General features: G+C 59.4%; 23 protein-coding genes. 12 read left to right on the forward strand and 11 right to left on the reverse strand.

What is annotated here, in order from left to right; all coding sequences use genetic code 11:
- The first annotated feature begins 44 nt into the window (after positions 1 to 44).
- Both gloA and ACWFVE_RS01035 read left to right on the forward strand, forming a co-directional pair.
- Positions 45 to 578, forward strand: coding sequence for a lactoylglutathione lyase (gene gloA, locus ACWFVE_RS01030; protein ID WP_447527439.1), 534 nt, complete (start codon positions 45 to 47; stop codon positions 576 to 578).
- Between the two features lies 1 nt (position 579).
- Positions 580 to 948: a DUF6164 family protein gene (locus ACWFVE_RS01035; protein ID WP_447527440.1), complete on the forward strand. Its 369-nt coding sequence runs from the start codon at positions 580 to 582 to the stop codon at positions 946 to 948.
- 4 nt (positions 949 to 952) lie between these two features.
- On the opposite strand, the gene ACWFVE_RS01040 is transcribed toward ACWFVE_RS01035, so the two are convergent.
- The 7 genes from ACWFVE_RS01040 to ACWFVE_RS01070 form a co-directional block, all read right to left on the reverse strand.
- The gene (locus ACWFVE_RS01040; protein ID WP_447527441.1) at positions 953 to 1,618 is read right to left on the reverse strand and encodes a cupin domain-containing protein; all 666 of its coding nucleotides are present in this window, start codon (positions 1,616 to 1,618) and stop codon (positions 953 to 955) included.
- Between the two features lie 166 nt (positions 1,619 to 1,784).
- A complete protein-coding gene (locus tag ACWFVE_RS01045; RefSeq protein WP_447527442.1) occupies positions 1,785 to 2,891 on the reverse strand; it encodes a metal ABC transporter solute-binding protein, Zn/Mn family in 1,107 nt (368 codons plus the stop codon).
- Between the two features lie 10 nt (positions 2,892 to 2,901).
- Entirely contained in the window at positions 2,902 to 3,804 is a 903-nt protein-coding gene (locus ACWFVE_RS01050) for a metal ABC transporter permease (RefSeq protein WP_447527443.1), read from the reverse strand.
- Positions 3,788 to 4,522, reverse strand: coding sequence for a metal ABC transporter ATP-binding protein (locus tag ACWFVE_RS01055; protein WP_447527444.1), 735 nt, complete (start codon positions 4,520 to 4,522; stop codon positions 3,788 to 3,790). Before ACWFVE_RS01055 ends, ACWFVE_RS01050 begins: the two co-directional genes overlap by 17 nt.
- Positions 4,519 to 4,668, reverse strand: coding sequence for a hypothetical protein (locus ACWFVE_RS01060; RefSeq protein WP_447527445.1), 150 nt, complete (start codon positions 4,666 to 4,668; stop codon positions 4,519 to 4,521). The genes ACWFVE_RS01055 and ACWFVE_RS01060 overlap by 4 nt, the downstream gene beginning before the upstream one ends.
- A 200-nt stretch (positions 4,669 to 4,868) precedes the next feature.
- Complete coding sequence (locus tag ACWFVE_RS01065) at positions 4,869 to 6,581, reverse strand: HD domain-containing phosphohydrolase (protein WP_447527446.1); 1,713 nt, start codon at positions 6,579 to 6,581, stop codon at positions 4,869 to 4,871.
- Between the two features lie 92 nt (positions 6,582 to 6,673).
- Positions 6,674 to 7,327 carry a hypothetical protein gene (locus ACWFVE_RS01070; protein WP_447527447.1) on the reverse strand — a complete coding sequence of 218 codons (654 nt, stop codon included), beginning with the start codon at positions 7,325 to 7,327 and terminating at the stop codon, positions 6,674 to 6,676.
- 192 nt (positions 7,328 to 7,519) lie between these two features.
- Between ACWFVE_RS01070 and ACWFVE_RS01075 the strand changes: the two genes are divergently transcribed.
- Genes ACWFVE_RS01075 through ACWFVE_RS01095 form a run of 5 tightly spaced genes read left to right on the forward strand, consistent with a single transcriptional unit; the run spans position 7,520 to position 12,198 of the window.
- Positions 7,520 to 8,494: a Bug family tripartite tricarboxylate transporter substrate binding protein gene (locus tag ACWFVE_RS01075; protein ID WP_447527448.1), complete on the forward strand. Its 975-nt coding sequence runs from the start codon at positions 7,520 to 7,522 to the stop codon at positions 8,492 to 8,494.
- A gap of 55 nt (positions 8,495 to 8,549) precedes the next feature.
- Complete coding sequence (locus ACWFVE_RS01080) at positions 8,550 to 9,038, forward strand: tripartite tricarboxylate transporter TctB family protein (protein ID WP_447527449.1); 489 nt, start codon at positions 8,550 to 8,552, stop codon at positions 9,036 to 9,038.
- Positions 9,032 to 10,525: a tripartite tricarboxylate transporter permease gene (locus ACWFVE_RS01085; protein WP_447527450.1), complete on the forward strand. Its 1,494-nt coding sequence runs from the start codon at positions 9,032 to 9,034 to the stop codon at positions 10,523 to 10,525. The genes ACWFVE_RS01080 and ACWFVE_RS01085 overlap by 7 nt, the downstream gene beginning before the upstream one ends.
- Complete coding sequence (locus tag ACWFVE_RS01090; RefSeq protein WP_447527451.1) at positions 10,462 to 11,205, forward strand: GntR family transcriptional regulator; 744 nt, start codon at positions 10,462 to 10,464, stop codon at positions 11,203 to 11,205. The genes ACWFVE_RS01085 and ACWFVE_RS01090 overlap by 64 nt, the downstream gene beginning before the upstream one ends.
- A 45-nt stretch (positions 11,206 to 11,250) precedes the next feature.
- Positions 11,251 to 12,198, forward strand: a complete 948-nt coding sequence (locus ACWFVE_RS01095) for a 2-hydroxyacid dehydrogenase (RefSeq protein ID WP_447527452.1) — start codon at positions 11,251 to 11,253, stop codon at positions 12,196 to 12,198.
- A 104-nt stretch (positions 12,199 to 12,302) separates the two neighbouring features.
- Here ACWFVE_RS01095 and ACWFVE_RS01100 read toward each other — a convergent pair whose 3' ends face one another.
- Both ACWFVE_RS01100 and ACWFVE_RS01105 read right to left on the reverse strand, forming a co-directional pair.
- Positions 12,303 to 12,611: a hypothetical protein gene (locus tag ACWFVE_RS01100; RefSeq protein ID WP_447527453.1), complete on the reverse strand. Its 309-nt coding sequence runs from the start codon at positions 12,609 to 12,611 to the stop codon at positions 12,303 to 12,305.
- A 62-nt stretch (positions 12,612 to 12,673) separates the two neighbouring features.
- Complete coding sequence (locus tag ACWFVE_RS01105; protein WP_447527454.1) at positions 12,674 to 13,567, reverse strand: alpha/beta hydrolase; 894 nt, start codon at positions 13,565 to 13,567, stop codon at positions 12,674 to 12,676.
- A 150-nt stretch (positions 13,568 to 13,717) separates the two neighbouring features.
- Between ACWFVE_RS01105 and ACWFVE_RS01110 the strand changes: the two genes are divergently transcribed.
- The 5 genes from ACWFVE_RS01110 (at position 13,718) to glnG (ending at position 19,920) form a co-directional block, all read left to right on the forward strand.
- Entirely contained in the window at positions 13,718 to 14,746 is a 1,029-nt protein-coding gene (locus tag ACWFVE_RS01110) for an acyltransferase family protein (RefSeq protein ID WP_447527455.1), read from the forward strand.
- 456 nt (positions 14,747 to 15,202) lie between these two features.
- The gene (gene glnA, locus ACWFVE_RS01115) at positions 15,203 to 16,609 is read left to right on the forward strand and encodes a glutamate--ammonia ligase (RefSeq protein WP_447527456.1); all 1,407 of its coding nucleotides are present in this window, start codon (positions 15,203 to 15,205) and stop codon (positions 16,607 to 16,609) included.
- An 83-nt stretch (positions 16,610 to 16,692) separates the two neighbouring features.
- Positions 16,693 to 17,220, forward strand: coding sequence for a DUF4124 domain-containing protein (locus ACWFVE_RS01120; RefSeq protein ID WP_447527457.1), 528 nt, complete (start codon positions 16,693 to 16,695; stop codon positions 17,218 to 17,220).
- 214 nt (positions 17,221 to 17,434) lie between these two features.
- Entirely contained in the window at positions 17,435 to 18,493 is a 1,059-nt protein-coding gene (glnL, locus tag ACWFVE_RS01125) for a nitrogen regulation protein NR(II) (RefSeq protein ID WP_447527458.1), read from the forward strand.
- On the forward strand, positions 18,490 to 19,920 hold the full coding sequence (gene glnG, locus ACWFVE_RS01130) for a nitrogen regulation protein NR(I) (protein ID WP_447527459.1): 1,431 nt from the start codon (positions 18,490 to 18,492) through the stop codon (positions 19,918 to 19,920). The genes glnL and glnG overlap by 4 nt, the downstream gene beginning before the upstream one ends.
- Positions 19,921 to 19,944: 24 nt before the next feature.
- On the opposite strand, the gene ACWFVE_RS01135 is transcribed toward glnG, so the two are convergent.
- Both ACWFVE_RS01135 and ACWFVE_RS01140 read right to left on the reverse strand, forming a co-directional pair.
- On the reverse strand, positions 19,945 to 20,460 hold the full coding sequence (locus tag ACWFVE_RS01135; RefSeq protein WP_447527460.1) for a YqiA/YcfP family alpha/beta fold hydrolase: 516 nt from the start codon (positions 20,458 to 20,460) through the stop codon (positions 19,945 to 19,947).
- 2 nt (positions 20,461 to 20,462) lie between these two features.
- The gene (locus ACWFVE_RS01140) at positions 20,463 to 20,594 is read right to left on the reverse strand and encodes an entericidin A/B family lipoprotein (RefSeq protein WP_447527461.1); all 132 of its coding nucleotides are present in this window, start codon (positions 20,592 to 20,594) and stop codon (positions 20,463 to 20,465) included.
- Between the last annotated feature and the right edge of the window lie 412 nt (positions 20,595 to 21,006).

The following is a 21,006-nucleotide window of genomic DNA, read 5'->3' on the forward strand; positions in this document are numbered from 1 at the left end:
AGTCTCGGTTTCGTCAAAGTTTCGCGTTAAATAAGGAGTGTTTCATGAGTTTCCAAGGCGAGCAGCATCCCGGCGTCGTACCCGCGCCGGCCAACACGCAAGGTTTTCGTCTCAACCACACCATGCTGCGGGTGAAAGACCCACAAACGGCACTGGCGTTTTATTCGCGCGTGTTTGGCATGCAGGTACTGCGCCGGCTCGATTTCGACGAGATGCAGTTCTCGCTCTACTTTCTGGCCAATGTCGAAAACGGCGAGCAGATTCCCGAAGATACCCGGGAGCGTACGGCCTGGACGTTCAGCCAAAAAGGCCTTTTGGAGCTGACCCACAACTGGGGCACCGAAGAGCAGGCAGATTTCGCCTATCACGACGGCAACGCCGAGCCCCAGGGCTTTGGTCATATCTGCTTTAGCGTGCCGGATCTCAATGCCGCCCAGGCCTGGTTCGACGTCAATGAGGTAACGTTTGTGAAGCGCGCCGAACAGGGCAAAATGAAGGATGTCATCTTCGTGAAAGACCCGGACGGCTACTGGATCGAGGTCATCCAGGCGGACTTGATGGCCGAGAAGGGCGACTAGCGTGGCGCATCTGCTTTTTCGGCTGCGCCACGTCACCGATGAAGAGGCGTCGGAGGTGCGCGCGCTACTCTTTGAGCGCGGCTTCGATGTCTACGAGACCCAGGCGGGCTTTTTCCGGTTGGGGGTCGATGCGATCTGGCTGCGCGATGAGGGCCAGCTCGAGGCCGCCGACACGGCGCTTGCCGAGTACCAGCAGCGCCGCCAGCAAAGCGAGCGCCACGCCTTCGAGCAGGCCAGGGCCCGGGGCGAGGCGCCGACGCTATGGCGGCGTTTTATGGCTCACCCGATTCAGGTAGTGCTCACCCTCGTCGCGGTGGCGTTGATTGCGCTGCTGACGCTGTTGCCGTTTCTGGGCCTTGGCGGCCTTTAGCGGGCTACGCCGCGGACAGATGCCCGCGCTTGAGGTACAGGCGCACGCCGTCGCTTCCCGCCTTGAGCGTAGGCAGTGACCCAAACGGATAGCGACACCAACTGCCTGCCGGGTACTCGGTGCCGCCTTCCCAAAGCACACCCTCCAGCACGAATATCTCCAGCCCCTTGCTCAGTTGCGGGTAATTGACGGTCACATCGGCTTCCCACTGCTCGAGGCTTACCCGTTCCTGGCCGTGGGTGTGCAGCATTTTATAGCGCACGCCCTCGCGCTGGTCGGGCTGCCAGGGTAGGCGGTGCGCGGGCATCGCAACGCGTAGCGTGTCGGTGTGCTCGAACTGGTGAAGCTTGACCAGAATCAGCGCCCCCTCTTCGCCTATTTGTGGGGTGTGGCCGGTCCCGATAGGGTTGCGCAGGTAGCTGCCCGCCGGGTAGCGGCCGTGTTCGTCGCCAAACACGCCTTCCAGCACGAAAATCTCTTCGCCCCCGCCGTGTACGTGGCGCTCGAACTGGCTGTGCGGGGCATAGCGCACAAGGCTCGTTGCCCGGGCGACCTCATCGCCGATGCGGTCCAGCATCATCCGCTCAACCCCGGCACTGGGGGAATCCACCCACTCGTACTCAGCAGGCATCACACAGGCAAACCGGGAAAAATCGGCGTTTAAACGCATGGGCTGACTCTTGTTCACCAGGAAAAGAGGCTAAGTCTCCTCATCCCGCGGCAAAAATGCAACGCATAAACGCCTGGGCTGCGTTGAGAGAAGGGCTCGTGACAGGGCGTCGAGTGCATAAAAAAGCGCCCCGAGGGGCGCTTTGAATGACGCGAGAGCGATTCGATCAGTGGCTATGTTCGTGATCATGGCTGTGCTCGTGCTCGTGCTCGTGCTCGTGCTCTTGGCTATGATCGTGATCATCATGGCCGGGCTCGGCCAGGGCGCCGTGCAAAAGCTCTGCGTTGTGGTGCATCATGCCAAGATACGTGCTTGCCTCGCCCTCGGCGGCCAGGGCGTCGGCGTAAAGCGTGCCGGCCACCTCGAGGCCCGTCTCCTCGGCGAGCTGCTCGATCACCGCCGGATTGGTCATGTTCTCGTGAAACAGCGCCTGGACGCCTTCATCGTTGATCACGTCGACCAGCGCGGCCATACCGGCGCCGCTGGGCTCCACCTCGGTGGAGAGGCCCGAGGGCGAGAGAAAGCGCACGCCGTAGGCGCTGGAAAAGTAGCCAAACGAATCATGGCCGGTGATCACGGTGGCCGAGGCGGGCACCTCCTCGATCAAGGCGCGAATCTCGCGGTCGAGTTCGGCCATCTCTTCCAAATAGCGCTCGGCGTTGGCGCGGTAATCGTCGGCGTTCTCTTCATCCACCTTGATCAGCCCATCGCGAATGTTGGCGACATACATCTCGGCCTGGACCATATCCTGCCAGGCGTGCGGGTCAGAATCGCCGTGCACGTGGTCCTGGGCTTGATCATGAGCTTGTTCGCTTTCGTGCGCATGATCATGGCTGTGTTCATGCCCGTGGTCATGCCCGTGGTCATGGTCGTGACTATGGTCGTGATCATGCTCGTGTCCACGCTCATGCCCGTGATCGTGGGGGTGGTAATCCAGCGCCTCGATACCGTCGGTCGCCGTGACCAGCGGGCCCTGGTAGTCGCTGGAGTCCAGCAGCCGGTCCATCCAGCCTTCGAACAGCAAGCCGTTGAACACCACCAGGTCCGCCTCGGCCAGCGCGCGCGCATCCCCCGGGCGCGGCGAGTAGACATGGGCGTCGCCGTCCGGGCCGACCAGCGAGTTCACTTCGACGTGCTCGCCGCCTACGTTTTCGACCATATCGGCCAGAATGGAGAAGCTGGTGACCACCTGAACGCGCTCAGCGGCCATGGCAGCAGGCAGGGCGAGCAGGGTAGATACGCCCACCAATAGCGGGGCAAAACGTAGCGACATGACGAAACTCCTAATGCGTATGAGAATGCTCGACCGGCGCATCCAGCGGCGCCGTTTTACGGCGTAACCGGGCGGCCAGGCTGTGGTAGCGGCCAAACAGCGCCGAGAAGAAATACGCCACCCCCGCCAGCAAGATGATGCTCGGCCCCGAGGGGATATCCAAATGATAAGAGAGCAAAAGTCCCCCGGTACTGGCGATCATGGCCAGCACCACGGCAATGCCCATCAGCCCCTCCAGGCGTTTGCTCCAAAACCGCGCGGCGGTGGCGGGCAGCATCATCAGGCCCACGGCCATCAAGGTGCCCAGTGTCTGGAAGCCGGCGGTGAGGTTGAGCACCAGAAGCGCCAAAAAGACGCTATGCACCCAGCCGTTGCGTCGGCTCTGGCCGCGTAGAAACAGCGGGTCGAGGCACTCGACCACCAGCGCGCGGAAGATGAACGCCATGATGAGCACGATCAGCGTGCTGATACCGGCAATGAGTAAAAGCGCAGTGGAGTTGATCGCCAGAATCGAGCCGAACAACACGTGGGTAAGGTCCACACTGCTACCGCCTACCGAGATCAACATGACCCCGGCGGCCAACGAGATGATGAAAAAGCTCGCCATGGCGGCGTCTTCGCGCTGACCGCCCATCTTCGAGACCGCTCCGGCCAGCAGCGCCACCATCAGCCCGAACAGCACGCCGCCGATGCTCATCATCGGCAGCGAAAAACCGGCCAACAGAAAGCCCAGCGCCACGCCGGGCAGGATGGCGTGGGCCATGGCGTCGCCGATCAAACTCATGCCGCGCAGCACCAGAAACACGCCCAAGGGCGGTGCGGCGATGGAGAGCGCCAGGCCCCCGACCACCGCGCGGCGCATGAAACCGTAGTCGAACGGGGCGATCAGCCAGGCATTAAGCAGTTCCAGCATGGAGACCCCCTGCGTTAAACGGCACGCTTTGAGCGGGCATATGCGGTTCGGCGATTGCTTCCGGGGCGATCCAGCGGCCGTGGCCGTGGTTGAGTATCAGTACTTCGTCGGCCAAGCGCTTCAGGTGGTCCATGTCGTGCAGCACGATAATCAGCGTGACGCCGTTCTCGGCCATCTGACGCAGAATCGTCACCAGAATGTCCACCGTTTCGCGATCCACGTTGGCAAAGGGCTCGTCGAGCAGTAAGAGCTCGGCTTCCTGCATCAGCGTGCGCCCGATCAGCGCGCGCTGGCGTTGCCCCCCGGAAAGCTCGCCAAGCGGCCGGTGGGCCAGGTGGGAAATACCCAGCCTTGCCATGATGTCGCGTCCCTTGCGGTAGTGCGCCGCACAATACCCTTTGAGCGCGCCGTGGCTTGGCCAGGTGCCGGTCATGACCAGCTCTTCCACGCTCATGGGAAAGGTCAAGTCCAGCGCCAGCTGTTGCGGCAGCCAGGCGCGGCGCTCCGGGGCCACGGTGCACTTCACGCTACCCGAGACCGGACGTAGCTCGCCCATCATGGCCTGTATCAGCGTGCTCTTGCCCGCGCCATTGGCGCCGACCAGGGCGGTAATCGCCCCGGGTAGAAAATCACCATTGAGCTGTTCGAGCACCATGCGCCGGCCCTGGGCCAGGTGAAGGTCGTGCAGCTGTAGCCTGGTGTGGTCGCGATGGCTCATCGGCCCCACCCGCCGGCCCAGAACACCAGTAGCCAGAGGGCGGCGATAGGCACTGCCACCAACAGCAGGCGGCGAGTGGCCGAGAGTGACATCAGCGAAAAGTGGCAAGGCCCTTCGCGATTATGGCGATGTGGATGGTGGCTCAACGTCTCTCTCCTCGGCAGAGCGATTAGGTTATAACATAACACTTTTGAGTGTCAAAAAATTGCCGAGTATTTTACCCGCTTCATCGCCTTTGACAATGACCGCGCCAATATGCCGCTTCTACTCCCGCGCCGCCAGCCGCGCTGTTTTTTGACATTCGATGAGCGCGGTCGACCACTGGACAGCGGCCTTTAAAGTCGCTTCAAAGGCCGTGGAGGTGGGGCAGGGCCGGCCCGGTAAGCCGGCCCAGCTGGTCAAAGTCCACCCGGCCGAGCTCGTCGTCGTAAAAGACCTTCTCGCGGTGCGTATTGCGCACGACGTGGACACGGTTCGGCTGGCCCCGCTCGTCGAGATCCAGCACCCAGGCAAGATAGCCGTGGGAGAACGCGACCAGGCTGCCCAAAGGGTAGAAGCCATGGCGCTGTACGTAGCGCGTGACCCAGTGCTGATCGAAGCGCTCCGGACGATTGTAAAGAAAGCGGTACGCCTGCACGATATCCAGCGGCGGGCGATCGCCGCGCACGCGGGTCATGGCATCGATCACATCGATGACCGCCGCCATGCGTGCCAGCGTCGAGATCGCGTCACCTTTGAGGCCCCGCGGGTAGCCCGAGCCATCCAGGCGCTCGTTGATCGCCCCGATCACCTCGCGCTCCAGCGGCCCGCACGGGTAGCCTGCCTGCTCGAGCGCGTTTAACAGCGTATCGACGTGGGCCTGAAGGCGTAGGCGCTGTCGCTCGTCCATATCGCTTTCAAGCGACGGCAGCGCCTCGTCGATCAGCATCGCCTTGCCCATATCGTGGATCAGCGCCGCCCTGACCGCCCGATGGGTATCGTCCGCCAGCGTAGGCTCCGCCAGCATCAGGTCGGCCAGCTTGCCGGCCACGTTCACCGAGTGCTGCATCCAGGCGGGTTCGTCCCGCAAGCAGGTCAGGCTATAGAAAAATGCCTGGCGGCCTTTGCCGTGTAGCTTGATGAGCTTGTTGGCGCTGCGTTCCAGGCGTTCGAACGGCAGCGGCTGGCCGCTTTGTAAGGCCAGTAGAAAAAGGTGCAAGTCGCGCGTGATTTCGCGTAAGACCGAGACGGCGCGGGAGGAGCGCTGAGGCCGGGTGCTCGACCGGCGCCGCGCGCGCTTTTTGGCGTCAGGCGAGGTATAGAGCTCGGTCGGCGACACCAGACGTGAACCTTCCCCGCTTCGCCAGGCGATTTCCCGCTCGGTGGTGAAGACAATCTGGGTCAACTCCTGTTGATGCGGGCGGTCCAGGCCTTCGAAGGCGAGTCCGATCGCCGCCTCGTTGGTATAGGCGATGGGCGTAATATGGCGTACCGAAGCGCTGGCGGTGAAGCGCTCGCCGTTGGGAAAGGTCAGTACGACACTGGGGACCACCGCCTCTTCGGTCAGCGGGACGCACTTCCCGAGCGGCAACTGTACAAGGCACCCGCCACCGGAAATATCGCGTAGTTTCGATGTAATAGGCGGCTGGCTGGCAAAAAGCGACAGCGCCACGTTCACCGGCATATCCTTTCGCAATTTGATGCGCGCTTGCCCCCGCCGGGCGGCAGTAGTCAGACGTTGGGGGAGCGCGGCGTGAATCGTCAGCGCCTCGCCACAACGTTCAGCCTGGCGGACCTTGAAGTTATCAAAGCTCAGAATCTGATCGTTTTCGGCTTTCAGCGTTATCGCGCGCTGTGCGAGTGTGGCGGGGTCGAGGCTGCCCGCGTCGGTCACGACCAGGGTCAGCTCGCCGGTCTCCAGGCTTAGGTTTTCCAGGTGCGCCGGGTAATCCGGTGGTTGGCCATCGAGGGTCACCGTCAATGCATGGCGGCTATCGTCCAGGCTCGCAAGCACTTTGGCGATATGGCGCGCGTCCACCAATTCGATACTATCAACACTTTGTTTTAAAGCCGTACTCATGGGTTTCTCTTGACCCTTTTTGCTTGGCGCGGCCCGTGTCCATGGGCCGCGCTGTCCCCTGTTTCACGTCGTATTCAAATTCAGCTTAACACTTAATAGCGCCAGGTAGCGCCCACCTGATGGGGGGCCAGCGTCAAAGCGTATTCACCCTTGAGCGTGATTGGGCCCAGCGACACCTGGGCAGGTTGAAAGCGGTTAATGGCCGAAGAAGCCTGATTCGGTTGCGTCCAAATTTGGAGCTCGTTGACCAGCATGCCCGAGGCGAAGTTGATCGCCGCGTCGTCACCGCGGCCGTCGGCGGCAATCACCCCTGCCGCCAAGCCGTTGACCACCAGCGAACTCACCCGGGCGCCAAGGCCCCGCCGCGCCCGCTCGGCCTGAGCGAGCTCCAGGCCCAGCGCCTGCACGCCGCTCAGTTCACCGCTGGCTTTCAAGCGCTCGTAGCGCTCGAGGGCCGCTGGATGAGGCTGGCGGTCCGTCAACATGCCACCCAGCGCCAGGGCGGATTTCACCGCGCCCACGCGCGCGTCATACCGGTCGTCGCGGTCGCTTGCCTCGCTCGACTGGTAGGCGTTCACCGCCAGGCTCGTCGCGTAGACGCCCGTCCAGCCCCACTGCCAAAGGTTGGCCTGGCGCGCACCGTTTTCGAACACCTCATCGTACTGCGCCCAGTCATTCGTGGATTGCGCGTGAACCGGAAGGGCGAACGCGCATACGAGCGCGCAGAGCCAAGGGTGTAGCCGCATGGTCGTGAACCTGTTTATGGGTGGTAAAAAAGTCACGCTAAGCGTAGCACGCAACGAGAAAAACGAGCGTTTAATTAAGGTGGCTTGAGGGCTAATCACTAAGTCTAAAAAACTAAAGTATAGCGCCGATTTTTTGACTTGCCTGATCAAAAAAGGCTCTCATACATTGTGATATATCAGAGGAGGAAAACAATGAAACGTATTACTAAAACAGTCTTGATAACGGCAATTGTTGGTATGGCCCCTCTCAGTGCGATGGCGCAGTGGCCTGAAAGGCCCGTGACGATCGTCGTTCCTTCTGGAGCTGGTGGTGGGACGGATCAAACGGGTCGCATGCTTGCCGAACGGCTTCAGGAACATTTCGGTCAGCCGTTTAATGTGGTCAACCAAGGGCAGGGTGGGGGAGTCGTTGGTATATCTTCCATCAAAAATGCTGAGCCGGACGGCTATACATTGGGTGTCATCTTCAATTTCGCTCATTACGCTCCTATGGGGCAAGCCGATGTCGATGCTGATGATTTCACCTCGATTGCCCAATACAACTTCGACCCAGCCGGTTTTCAGGTCCGCAACGATAGCGACTGGGAAACCATCGGCGAGGCGCTGGACGACATCAAACAGGCACCTGGCGAATACGTCATTGCGTGTGGTGGCGGTTGTGGGGGCTCTTGGCCGATGGCGGTTGCCACGATGATGGATGAGTATGGCGTTGATGTATCTCAAGTCCGCTTCATTTCTGGTCAAGGCGCGGCCGCTGCATTGCAGGATTTAGCAGCGGGCGGCGTGGATGTTGTGCCTTCCTCTTTGCCCGAGGCAGGCCCGCTAATCGACTCCGGGCGCATCAAGGCACTGGCCGTCATGGGAACCGAGCGGCTAGAAGCCTTCCCGGATGTCCCAACGGTACAAGAAGCCACTGACATGGAGCTCGAATTAGGGGCATGGCGGGGTCTAATCGGGCCAGCGGATCTTCCTGCCGACATCACTGAAGAGCTCGAAGATGCGATGCGTGCTATCACTGAGGATGCAGAATGGCGACAACAAATGCTGGATCGCGGCTTTGGCATTCAATGGCGTGATTCTGAAAGCTTTCATGAGTTCATGTTGGATCAGCAGAGCTCGGTACGTGACTTGATCGAAACCCTTGGACTCGTAGGTGACGGTTCCTGATTGCCAATTATCCGGCGTTAGGTTAAGAGCGGTTTATCTGAAATGGAGGTTGGTGGTGAATTTTGATGATCGCCTGAACGGGCTTATCTTTATTTTACTCGGAAGTGTGGTCGTCGTCTTCGCTCAACAACTGCCTACATTGAGCTTTATCGACTACGGGCCGGGGTTTTTCCCTACCCTTATCGGTTGCGCCATGGTGTTGGCAGGAGGCGTCATCGCACTCAAGCCTTTCTTTCAAGGTGAGACGGGTGGTGATTGGGCCGCCTTGCCACGCGCTCACTCTTGGCCTCGGGCTCTGGGCGCTATCTGCGTCGTCGCGGGCGCCATCGTGTTTTATATCGCCACGGTCAACGCACTTGGCTTTCTGATTAGCATGCCGGTCTCGCTTTTTATACTCTTGGGCTTTTTCGATCGGCATATCTTGCGTGATGTTGTAATTGCAGTGGTCGGTAGTTTTCTACTCCACAGTTTTTTCTATCAGTTGATGTCGGTTCAGTTGCCGTGGGGCTTACTGACACCGTTCGCGGGGGTACTTACATGGTGATCGAAGCTTTTATGATGCTGATGACACCAACCACCATTGGTGTCATGGTTGCCTGTGCCATCTATGGCTTGGTAGTGGGGGCCATTCCAGGTTTTTCGGCTGCCATGGCCGTGGCGTTGATGGTCCCGGTTAGTTATTTCCTGGATCCTGTACCCGCCTTGGCTGGTGTGATGACGCTTTGTGCCATGGCCATCTTTTCCGGTGATATCCCAGGCGCCTTGTTGCGTATTCCCGGTACACCGGCATCGGCGGCGTACGTCGACGAGTCTTATAAAATGACGCGCAGCGGCAATGCTGGGCTTGCGCTGGGTACAGGGCTTATCTGCTCCTCAATTGGTGGAATATTCGGCAGCATCGCGCTGATTATCGCGGCGCCCTCCTTGGGGGATCTAGCGTTGCAGTTTAGCTCGGTTGAGTATTTCTGGCTGGCATGTCTTGGCTTAACCGCCGCCATCGGTGTTTCCAAGGGGTCGGCCGCCAAGGGGATAGTGTCGCTATGCCTGGGCTTGCTGATTGCCTTTGTTGGGCAGGATCCGGTTTCTGGTCAGGTGCGGTTTGCTTTCGGTACAAACTACCTAGCGGGTGGTTTGGGTTTTATTCCAGTCTTGATCGGCCTATTTGCAATGTCTGAGGTCTTTCGTTTCGCCTTGGCTCCAGATGATGGCAATCAGCCACCGGTTGGTAAGCTTGGTGGGCTGTTTCAGGGGGTCTTGGGAGAAATCAAACGCCTCTGGTTCCAGATTCTCCAAGGTTGCGGTATTGGAACTTTAGTTGGAGCTATTCCTGGTGCGGGAGCGGATATCGCCTCCTATATCGCTTATGCGGCTACCAAAAAGCAGTCGCGCCACCCGGAACGCTTCGGCACGGGTATCGTCGATGGCGTTGCGTCGGCTAGTGCTTCCAATAACGCTTCTGTCGGGGGTGCGCTTGTACCGGCCACGGTTTTTGGTATTCCAGGTGATAGCTTGACTGCAGTGATTATCGGTGTTCTGTACATGAAGGGATTGAATCCAGGTCCGACAGTCTTTTTGACTCAGGAAACGCTTATCACAGCGGTATTCTTGGCGTTTTTGCTGGCTAACTTGTTGATCGTGCCGTTTGGAATCATGTCGATTCGCCTCTTTCGCCACGTGTTAGCTGTACCGCGTAAGGTGTTGATGCCTCTCATCGTGGCGGCCTGCATCGTGGGCTCTTTTGCTGTGGAAAATACCGTTTATGCGGTCGTGACGATGTTGGTCGCTGGATTGTTGGGCTTCTACATGGAGGAAAACGGCTTTCCTTTAGCGCCCGCCATTCTCGGTGTCGTATTGGCTCCCATTATCGAGGAGAACTTTCTTAATACGCTGGTCAAGTCTAATGGCGATATGATGATTTTCTTCAGTCGTCCGCTCGCTATCGGTTTGGCTATTGTGGTCGCCGCGATATGGATCGTGCCGATATTAACGAAAGTGATAAAGCTTATGCAGATGAACAGAAGGGCGGTATGACTTCGGTCGCCCCCAAACTCTCGTTGATGACGTCTCGCGCCGAGGTGGCTTACACCATGATCGAAGAGATGATCGTGACTCTTGAGTTAGCACCTGGCGAAAGCGTTACCGAGCAGGCCCTATGTTCGAAATTAGAGATGGGAAGAACGCCCGTTCGCGAAGCCCTGCTGCGCCTCAAACATGACTATTTGCTTGCGGTGCTGCCGCGCCAAGGCATTTTGATCAAGCCCATCGATACAAAGACGGCTCTGGAGGCGCTAGATGTTCGCCACCACGTAGAAAGCTTACTGATCGAACGTGCCGCCCGCTTGGCGGATGAAAGCCGACGTGCAGAGTTTTTGAATATGGCGAAACAGGCTGAATACTCGCTGGCAATTCGTGATAACCGCCTGTTTTCTCGGGTCGACAAACGCTTCAATGAACGGGTTTGCGACGCTGCTCAGCATGAGGTTGCCGCTCGGGCGGTGATGCCCCTACACGCTGTATCTCGCCGAATCGGCTTCTTTTTGGCTCAAGCGGCGCATTTCGAGCCCGAGACTACGGTCCAGCCCCACATCGACATGATGCGCTCGATCGCATCTGGCGATGAATCGAGTGCCATGGCGTCCTTGACCCAGCTTCATCATCTTACTCGGGAGCAAGCGTTAACCATTGAGCGGGATGGTCTTTTGCATCTGTAACCCTCTTTACCCCGCAATTAATTCATTCTTATAAAGAGAGCCTTCATGTCATCCTCGACGGTTATCTTGATCGGTGATTACTCGCCACGTCAGCGGCATCAGTTGGAAACACGTTTCGATACTTGCTCGGTCGCGCAACCGAGCGATTTATATGAACTATCGAGTGCTTCACGCCAATCCTGTAGAAGCGTTGCCTATCACGGGCACTCGCCTTTTGGTGCGGCGGAGATGGATCAATTGCCGGCACTTTCACTAATTGCCAACTTCGGCGTGGGGTATGACGATATCGATATTGCCGCTGCCTCGATTCGGGGTATCACGGTGACTAATACCCCAAACGTACTAAATGATGATGTCGCCGATCTTGCGGTGGGAATGCTGATCGCGGTTAAACGACAGCTTGTGGCGGGAGATCGTTGGGTTCGAGAGGGCGACTGGATTCGTCACGGTACCTTTCCACTCAATACTCAGACTCATGGGCTACGAGTGGGCGTGCTTGGTATGGGGCGTATTGGGCGTGAAATCGCCAATCGGATGGTCGCGTTCAAGTCGGAGCTACACTATCAGTCCCGCAGTCCCAAGGAGACACCCGCATCGTGGCATTATTATGCTACACCCATAGAACTGGCGGCAGCGGTAGATGTGCTTTTTGTGACAGTCGTGGGTGGGGAAGAAACACAGCATTTGGTGTCTGCCGATGTATTGACCGCGCTTCCTGAAGGCGCAGTGGTTATAAACGTTTCGCGTGGCTCCGTTATCGATGAAAACGCGCTCATTGAGCAACTAGTGTCTGGGCGCTTGGGTGGCGCTGGTCTGGATGTCTTCGACAATGAGCCGAATGTAGACGCCAGGCTGGTAGCGCTGGATAATGTTGTGCTCCAGCCACATCAAGGCTCAGGTACCACTCAAACCCGAGAAGCGATGGGCGATTTACAGTTCGCCAATCTTCTGGCGTTTGCCGAAGAGCGTGCGCTGCTGACACCTGTTAATTGATCCTTAAGTTTATACTTTTTAACTGAGCTACTTTGACAGTAGCTCAGTCTCTTGGCGCAGGTTCCTCCCGTCTGTCTAAAAACGCGGTTACGTATCTTTCTCGCTTATTCCTGTGCCCCCTCCTCCCAGCGTTCCATCGCGCGCTTGTCATCTGGCAGGCGTACGATGTCGTCGATGTTGAGTTTGCCCTGGGTTTTGTGGCGGTGGCCGTGTTCGTCGAGGATGGCGGCCACGGTGCCGATGCTGACGGCGTCTTCTTCCCGGTAGGTTTCTACTTTGACGCGTACGATACGGCGCTGGTAGCGGGCGGAGAGAATGGCGCCGGGGTAAGGCGGGGTGTGGTTGGGGTCGCCCTGGAAGTAGGCCGCGACGCTGGCGCTGCCGGGGTCGTCCCATTCGATATGTTGATGCATCCTCAATATCCTTTTGTCGAGTGAGTGATGAGCTTAGTGTAGTTTGTCGTCACGGGCCTCGCCTACTGGCCGTCCCATTCGCCCTGATCGGGTGTTTCTTCAGCGCCAACGTATTGAAACAGGAAGGTAAGCGCCGCGGGTAGGCTGGCACGCCATACACGCCAGGTGTGCCCGCCGGGGTAAAGGTCCAGGCGCACCTGGCCTGGTTGAATGCGCTCGATTGCCTGGCGCAGCTGGCGGGCGTGATATTCGGCGTCAAACTCATCGCGGCGGCCCGCGCTGATATAAAGCGGCACCGGGGGCGTGGCGCTGGGTTCGTTGTTGGCGCCCGGCGCGACCGCCAGGCGGTAATCTTCCAGGTGAGCCGGATAGTTGAGCCGCTGCCAAAGCGCTTGATCGAACTCGCCCTGGGCGTCGAGAAAGGCCGGGTGGCGGTGCGCCGAGGAGTTGCGCGGCGGTGCGGGGACGTAGCTTGCCGGGCTAAGTGCCGCTACCGCGGCGAACAGGTCCGGCCGCTCGAGGGCGAAATTCAGCGCGCCGTACCCGCCGGCCGAGAGCCCGGCCACGCCGCGCTTGGCGCGGGTGGTGCCTACGCGGTAGGTGGTTTCGATATGCGGCATCAGGTCGTCGAAAAAGGCGCGGCGAGCAGGCTCGTTATAGCCATCGACCCACCAACTGCGGCTGCCCGGCATGACGAACACCGCCGGGGGGAGGTGCCCGGCGTCGATCAAACGGTCGACGGTTCGAGCCAGCTGCCCCCGGCTGACCCAGTCGTGTTCGTTGCCGAACGAGCCATGCAGCATGTAGACCACCGGGTAGGGTTCGGCGGCATCTACTTGGTAGCCGTCGGGCAGGTAGAGCGTGTAAGGGTAGTCATCACCCAGCACCGGGGAGGGGAACGCGTGGCGCGAGACTTCGCCGGCCAGCGCCGGGGCACTGAGTAAAAAAGTACTCATAACGACAGTGAGCGCACGCGCTGAGCGCATAAGACAAGCCGCAATAGGGTGAAGGGGCACACTGCCTCCGAGTGTTCATGACAAAAGGGATGTGACCAGCGGGGCTGGCTGCGCTATTAGCATAGCAGCGCCTCAAGGCAGGAGGCTTGGATGCAAAAGGTCGAGGAGATTTATTGGCTGCGCGCCTACGGATGCGCGGCGGTTTTCCTGTTTCATTGGCTGGACCATCTCAATCAACGCGTGGACACTCTGACCACCGATTTGATGCGTATCCCTCTGGTGTTGGGAACGCCGGTTTTTTTGTTTATCTCCATTTTCGTGTTCGCGCTTCGCTATGCCCGCCAGGTGCCGCCGGGGTTTTTATGGCAACGCGTCAAGTACGTGATGCTGCCCTACGCAACGTATGGATTTATCTACGCCACCGCCGAGTGGGTGCGCCTGAACATGGGCGAGACCTCGGTGGGGTATTTAAGCGTTGCCCGGGAGTACTTTCTCTACGCGGGCTGGCATGGCTACTTTCTGATTATCGCCATGCAGTTCTACGTGGCGTACTGGCTGTTTGCCCGCTGGCGGCTGTGGCGGTTCGACCCGGTGCCCGGGCTTTGGGTGAGCTGCGTGGTCAGTATGGCGTATTGGGGCACGGCCTACTGGCTCGAGGTGACGCCGCCAGGCTATCTGCTGTGGGTCGCCCCGCTTGGCTGGGTGTATCTGTTCTTTTTGGCGCTGGTGCTGGTGCGCTACTACCAGCCGGTAGCGCAAGGCGCGACAAAACCCCGCCCGCCGCGCTGGATGCAAGCGCTCTCCTCCCCGGTTTGGCTGGCCGGGGCGGTGGTGCTGATCGTGCTGGCTACGCTTCCCGGCTGGCTGGTGTTCACCTCCAAGGAGGTGTGGGTAATCCCGCTGTTCGTGCTGGCCACGCTTTGCGCCATGCGCTACCTGAAAGGGCGCCCCGCGCCTGCGTGGATGCGCACGGTCAACCGCTACTCCTTCGGCATTTATCTCGCCCACCCGATGTTTTTTGCCATTGTCGATACGGTGGTCGGCGTAGAAACCCTGCCGCTTGTCCTTTACGCGCTGCTGTTGATCGTCGTGGGCGTCGTGGGCTCTATCGGGCTCAACAAGGTCGCTAATACCACCACGTTGACCACGATGCTCTTTGGGAAGCGCTTAAAAGTGTAATGGATAGGCGATCACCCATGCTTACGCACGCATTTGGTTCAATAAAGGCTTTTATGAACCTTTTTGGTGCGCTTAAAAGTGGCTTCTGAGCCCCGTCCCGGGTGCGTTGATTTGAACGCGCAACATCAGGGCAGCTTTCGGGTTGAGAAAATCATTTTTAAAACAGAGGCTTGGTAATTCGCCATGCCATATTGGTGCAAAGTTGGCACGCTACATGCTTATTAAACGGCAACGGCTGGCGTCGTAGGCAAACGCCTCACAGCGTGCTACAACGATAGTCAGTTTATTTTAATCGCTGGTCACAGGGCCGGGTTTGAAACGCGCCCTAACGCGAATACACAACAAAGGCGTGCTATACGCTCGCGGCGTATCAACGGTTTTGTTCAACAATACGTTTAATAGATCGCTTAACAGTACACGCTTTAAGCCACGCTCATACCGGAGACGGAGAACAGTATGTCAGCCAAGACGCTCGCGCTAATCGAAGAAAATGAAGTCAAATGGGTAGACCTGCGTTTCACCGATACGCGCGGTAAAGAGCAGCACGTCACCGTACCGGCACGGGACGTAGACGAAGAGTTTTTTGAAAACGGTCAGATGTTCGATGGCTCCTCCATCGAAGGCTGGAAGGGCATCAACGAATCCGACATGATTCTGCGCCCGGAAGACGGCACCGGCTTTCTCGACCCCTTCACCGAAGATGCCACGCTGATTTTGCGTTGCGACATCATCGAGCCGGCCACCATGCAGGGTTACGATCGTGACCCGCGCTCCATCGCCAAGCGTGCCGAAGCCTATCTTGAGTCCACCGGCCTTGGCGACACCGCGTTTTTCGGCCCGGAACCCGAGTTCTTCATCTTCGACGAAGTACACTGGAAAACCGACATTCAGGGCTCCATGTACAAGATCTCCTCGGAAGAGGGCGCTTGGGCGACCGACAGCCAGATCGAAGGCGGCAACCTGGGCCACCGCCCGCGTGTGAAAGGCGGCTATTTCCCGGTTCCGCCGGTGGACAGCTTCCACGACATTCGTGGCGCAATGTGTAACACCCTTGAAGCGATCGGCCAGAGCGTCGAAGTGCATCATCACGAAGTGGCGAACGCCGGTCAGAACGAAATCGGCGTCAAGTTCAACACCTTGGTGAAGAAGGCCGACGAAGTTCAGGAAATGAAGTACGTGATCCACAACGTGGCCCACGCCTACGGCAAAACCGCGACCTTCATGCCCAAGCCCCTGGTCGGCGATAACGGCTCCGGCATGCACGTTCACCAGTCGTTCTGGAAAGATGGCACCAACCAGTTCGCCGGCGACGAGTACGCGGGCCTTTCCGAAATGGCGCTTTACTACATTGGCGGCATCATCAAGCACGCCCGTGCGCTGAACGCTTTCACCAACGCCTCGACCAACTCTTACAAGCGTCTGGTACCGGGTTTCGAAGCGCCGGTTATGCTGGCCTACAGCGCCCGTAACCGCAGTGCGTCTATCCGTATTCCGTACACGGCTAGCCCGAAAGGCAAGCGTGTCGAAACGCGCTTCCCCGACCCGACCGCCAACCCGTACCTTGCGTTCGCGGCCATGCTGATGGCGGGTATCGACGGCATCAAGAACAAGATCCATCCTGGCGACGCCATGGACAAGAACCTGTACGACCTGCCGCCGGAAGAGGGCAAGGCCGTACCGACCGTTGCCTCGAGCCTCGATCAGGCGCTGGAAGCGCTCGACGCTGACCGCACCTTCCTGACCGAAGGCGGTGTGTTCACCGACGAAATGATCGACGCCTACATCGAGCTCAAGATGGAAGAAGTGACGCGCATGCGTATGGCGACGCACCCGGTCGAGTTCGACCTGTACTACAGCTGCTAAGCTCTAACGTTAGGGGCACCCTTGAGGTGTTACTGACTCAAAACCCCGCCTCGGCGGGGTTTTTTTATGGGGAGAACATGGGCATGGGTGTCACTGACATGGCGAAGTGCGCGCGCCTGGCGGCGTTGCTGTTGGGGCTTTCGCTGACGGCGGGAAAGCTCCAGGCGCAAACGGTGTACCGCGTGGTGGATGAAAGCGGCCGGGTCACTTATACCGACAACCCGGAGCGCGGCGGCGAGGCGATCACGCTGGCGCCGCTGCCCGGGGTCGAGCGGACGTCGCCGCCACCGTCTTCGAGCCCGGCAAGGACTCGGCCCGGCCAGCCCTTCATGCCCTACGACCGGTTTGTGATTGCCAACCCGTCGGCCGAGGCGCTGATTCGCGATGCCATGACGCCGGTCGAAGTGTACGTTGAGCCGGCGCTGCGCGACGACCATCAAATAAGGCTTCTGGTGAACGGCGAGGTCAGCCAGTCGGCGCTGCACAGCGACGCGTTTTGGTTGACCGGCTTGCCGCAAGGGCACCACCGGCTTCAAGCCGAGCTGCTCGATAGCCAGGGTCGCGTTCAGCACCGCACTGACGCGGTGAGTATTACCGTTGCACCGCGCTAATATGCACTAAAATGGTGCGAAGGCGCGGCGTTAACCGGGCGGCGCTGCGCTATTAAACGCCGCGTTGCGCCGCCTTGATGCGTTAAAGCCGTGCATGACAGCGCTAGCGCCCAATTGGCGCGCTTTTTGCAATTCCACTTAAAACATCACACAGACATTGCACCACACGATGATCAAGCCACGCGAATTCTTAGGGGGCTCCTCAGGACACGCCATGTATCAGCGTTTACTCGAACACCTCACCACCGCAGTGCTGCTGCTGGACGGTGAACTGCGCGTCTGCTGGATGAACCCGGCCGCCGAAGCGCTACTGGCGGTCAGCATTAGCCGCGTCAAGGGCATGAGTCTGGATACGCTGCTGGGCTGTGGCGAAAGTATCGATAATGTATTGGCCAAGGCGCGCGACGCCTTTCACCCTTATACCCAGCGCGAGGCGCGCATTACCCCGCTCAACGGCGAGCCACTCACCGTGGACTACACCGTCACGCCGCTTTCGCCCGGCGAGCTTTTACTCGAAGTGGAGCCGCGGGACCGGCTAATGCAGATCTCCCGGGAGGAGGCGCTGACCACCCGCCAGGAAACCATCAAGGTGCTGGCCCGGGGCCTCGCCCACGAGGTGAAAAACCCGCTGGGCGGTATTCGCGGCGCGGCCCAGCTTCTCGAGCGCGACCTCGACGACCCGGCGCTTCGCGAATATACCCATATCATCGTTCAAGAGGTCGACCGGCTAAAAGACCTGGTCGACTCCATGCTCGGCCCTCATCACATTACCCGGCACGCGCCGGTCAATATTCATAAGGTGCTCGAGCGCGTGCGCACACTGCTGCTCGCCGAGCATCCCGATGTGGTCATCTCGCGGGATTACGACCCCAGCTTGCCGGATCTTTCCGGCGATGAATCCCAAATGATACAGGCGGTGCTGAACGTGGCGCGCAACGCCGTCCAGGCCATGAACGAAGCCGAGACGCCCACACCGGAGCTGATTCTGCGTACCCGCGCCAAGCGCCAGTTCACCCTGGGCGCGGAGCGCCATCGGCTGGTGAGCGAAGTGGGTCTGATCGATAACGGCCCGGGTATCCCCGAGGCCCTACGCGCGACGCTTTTTTACCCCATGGTCTCCGGGCGCGCCGAAGGCAGCGGCCTGGGGCTCTCCATTGCTCAGTCGATTCTGCATCAACATCAGGGATTGATCGAATGCGACTCACACCCCGGACGTACCGAATTTCGTCTGTTAATTCCGTTGGTCAATAACATTACCGGAGACGCGTCATGACTGAGGCGACACAAACCGATGTTTCACGGGTGGTCATCGTCGATGACGACCGCGCTATCCGTTGGGTGCTGGAGCGCGCCCTGGCGCAGCCGGATCTTGACGTCGAGTGTATCGAACGCGCCGACACCGCCCTTGACCGGCTCTTGAGCGATCCGCCGGATGTGCTGGTCACCGATATCCGTATGCCGGGGATCGACGGGCTGGATTTGCTCTCGCGCGTGCGCGAGGCGCATCCGGATCTACCGGTCATCGTCATGACCGCCCACTCGGATTTGGACAGCGCCGTGGCCTCCTATCAGGGCGGGGCCTTCGAGTACCTGCCCAAGCCTTTCGACGTGGACGAAGCGCTGGCGCTGGTGCGTCGTGCGGTCGCCCACGCTCGCGAGCGTCAGCGCCCGGTCAGCGTGCCGGAAGGCCTCAACGCCGAGATCATCGGCGAGGCGCCGGCCATGCAAGAGGTGTTTCGCGCCATCGGGCGGCTGTCGCACTCGCACATTACGGTGTTGATCAACGGCGAGTCCGGTACCGGTAAGGAGCGCGTTGCCCAGGCGCTTCACCAGCACAGCCCCCGCGCCGGCCACCCGTTTATCGCGCTGAACATGGCGGCGATTCCGAAGGATCTCATCGAGTCCGAACTGTTTGGCCATGAAAAAGGCGCCTTTACCGGCGCCGGTGCGCAGCGCCAGGGCCGTTTCGAGCAGGCCAACGGCGGCACGCTTTTTTTGGATGAGATCGGCGACATGCCGGCGGAAACGCAGACCCGCTTGCTGCGCGTACTGGCCGATGGCGAGTTCTACCGGGTGGGCGGGCATACCTCGGTGAAGGTCGATGTACGTATCATCGCCGCCACCCACCAGAACCTTGAGTCATTGGTGGACGAAGGGCGCTTTCGCGAGGATTTGTTCCACCGCTTGAACGTGATCCGCGTTCACCTGCCACGGCTCTCCGAGCGCCGGGAAGATATCCCGAGGCTTACGCGTCACTTTCTGGCCGAGGCCGCCAAGGAGCTTTCGACCGATATCAAGGTGCTCACAGCGGACGCCGAGACACACCTGACCAAACTCCCCTGGCCGGGTAATGTCCGCCAGTTGGAAAACATCTGCCGGTGGCTAACGGTCATGGCGTCCGGGCGTGAGATATTGATCGAGGACTTGCCCCCGGAGCTGCGTACCATCAGCGCTTCGTCCGCCGGGGGCCAAAGCGATTGGCGCACGGCCTTTCGCGGCTGGGCGGATCACGCCCTGGCCGAAGGCCACACCCACCTGTTGGAAGAAGCGGTGCCGGATTTCGAGCGCATTTTGATCGAAACCGCGCTCAAACACACCGGCGGGCGTAAGGGCGAAGCCGCCGAGCTTTTGGGCTGGGGGCGCAATACGCTGACCCGCAAGCTAAAAACGCTGCTGCCCGCCTTGGCGGACGAAGCCTAACTACACAGAAGTAGCCGTGCCGAATCAGGCGCTTTGGCAAAGGGCTAGAAACTGCTCGAAGTCACGCAGAATGAGTTCGAGGCTTGCGTGCAGGCGGTGGTCGTCATCCACCATGCGAAGCCCAAGCCGCTGGCGGCGGGCGTGTTCGATGACCGGGCCAAAAGGCACCACGTCGTCCTGCCAACCGTGAATGATATGCGTGTGCCGGGCCTGAAGCGTAACCGTCGTTTCCGGGTACTTTGCCATGCCAAGCGCCGGCGCCAGTAAAAAACAGCCCAGCACCGGGTAGCGTTGGCTGACCGCCGCGCTCAGAAAACCGCCCAGGCTCGACCCCGCCAGAATACACTGGGCGGGGTCGTCGCCTCGGGCTTGCAAAGTGGCGAACAGGTGCTCGAGGCGTGCCTTGAAGCTCGGTTGGCTGCGGTAATCCATCACGACCGGCTCATAACCTTCATGACGTTCTACCACGCCCTTGAGCGCTTGCACTTTCAGCGCCTCGGGGCCGCTTTCCAAACCGTGGGATAAGTACACCTTTTTCAAAATTACTCCGCTGCGTCCTGAATGACCGAGCCCCCCTGTTCAATATCCTCCCCGGCGCCGCGAATCGTGTTGCAGCCGCTTACCAATAAAAGTGTCATCAACAGCAGTAAACCCATAGCAAGAGCGCGTGTCATTGGCGGATACCTGTCGTAAGGATAGAAGCGGGGGCGTTTCCTGGCAGCGCGTTAGCATCGGCTGCCTCAACACTACTTTAGCCAGCAATGCGTACTTTGGTAAGCACTATTTAACCGCCTTATAGCTGGCGGGCTAGCGTGTAGAGCGAGGGGCTATCGGTCTGGGTAAGGCCCGCCTGTGCCATCGTGACCAGCCGGGGGTTGGTTAATGTCGCATGTGCCATTTTTATACAAAATTTGACCTCTTTTACACGCTGACAAAACCTCAGGGCCGACTTTTATTTGTTTTTTAATTAATTGATAGTATTGGTTTTTATTGTTTTTTTAGGCATGTTGGCCCGTGCCGTGCAACGTTATAGGTAGTAGTCACCGCGTTAAGTTAGTTAAACCCTTAAAATGGTTTGAGCAGGCT

The sequence above is a fragment of the Vreelandella mediterranea genome (genome assembly GCF_970647075.1).

Coding starts and splice junctions, on each gene's coding strand:
- ACWFVE_RS01075 (WP_447527448.1), top strand. CDS start 7,520: ATGAAACGTATTACTAAAACAGTCTTGATAACGGCAATTGTTGGTATG.
- ACWFVE_RS01050 (WP_447527443.1), bottom strand. CDS start 3,804: ATGCTGGAACTGCTTAATGCCTGGCTGATCGCCCCGTTCGACTACGGT.
- ACWFVE_RS01085 (WP_447527450.1), top strand. CDS start 9,032: ATGGTGATCGAAGCTTTTATGATGCTGATGACACCAACCACCATTGGT.
- ACWFVE_RS01045 (WP_447527442.1), bottom strand. CDS start 2,891: ATGTCGCTACGTTTTGCCCCGCTATTGGTGGGCGTATCTACCCTGCTC.
- glnA (WP_447527456.1), top strand. CDS start 15,203: ATGTCAGCCAAGACGCTCGCGCTAATCGAAGAAAATGAAGTCAAATGG.
- ACWFVE_RS01040 (WP_447527441.1), bottom strand. CDS start 1,618: ATGCGTTTAAACGCCGATTTTTCCCGGTTTGCCTGTGTGATGCCTGCT.
- glnG (WP_447527459.1), top strand. CDS start 18,490: ATGACTGAGGCGACACAAACCGATGTTTCACGGGTGGTCATCGTCGAT.
- ACWFVE_RS01110 (WP_447527455.1), top strand. CDS start 13,718: ATGCAAAAGGTCGAGGAGATTTATTGGCTGCGCGCCTACGGATGCGCG.
- glnL (WP_447527458.1), top strand. CDS start 17,435: ATGTATCAGCGTTTACTCGAACACCTCACCACCGCAGTGCTGCTGCTG.
- ACWFVE_RS01070 (WP_447527447.1), bottom strand. CDS start 7,327: ATGCGGCTACACCCTTGGCTCTGCGCGCTCGTATGCGCGTTCGCCCTT.
- ACWFVE_RS01105 (WP_447527454.1), bottom strand. CDS start 13,567: ATGAGTACTTTTTTACTCAGTGCCCCGGCGCTGGCCGGCGAAGTCTCG.
- ACWFVE_RS01065 (WP_447527446.1), bottom strand. CDS start 6,581: ATGAGTACGGCTTTAAAACAAAGTGTTGATAGTATCGAATTGGTGGAC.
- ACWFVE_RS01095 (WP_447527452.1), top strand. CDS start 11,251: ATGTCATCCTCGACGGTTATCTTGATCGGTGATTACTCGCCACGTCAG.
- ACWFVE_RS01140 (WP_447527461.1), bottom strand. CDS start 20,594: ATGACACGCGCTCTTGCTATGGGTTTACTGCTGTTGATGACACTTTTA.
- ACWFVE_RS01055 (WP_447527444.1), bottom strand. CDS start 4,522: ATGAGCCATCGCGACCACACCAGGCTACAGCTGCACGACCTTCACCTG.
- ACWFVE_RS01120 (WP_447527457.1), top strand. CDS start 16,693: ATGGGTGTCACTGACATGGCGAAGTGCGCGCGCCTGGCGGCGTTGCTG.
- ACWFVE_RS01090 (WP_447527451.1), top strand. CDS start 10,462: ATGGATCGTGCCGATATTAACGAAAGTGATAAAGCTTATGCAGATGAA.
- gloA (WP_447527439.1), top strand. CDS start 45: ATGAGTTTCCAAGGCGAGCAGCATCCCGGCGTCGTACCCGCGCCGGCC.
- ACWFVE_RS01100 (WP_447527453.1), bottom strand. CDS start 12,611: ATGCATCAACATATCGAATGGGACGACCCCGGCAGCGCCAGCGTCGCG.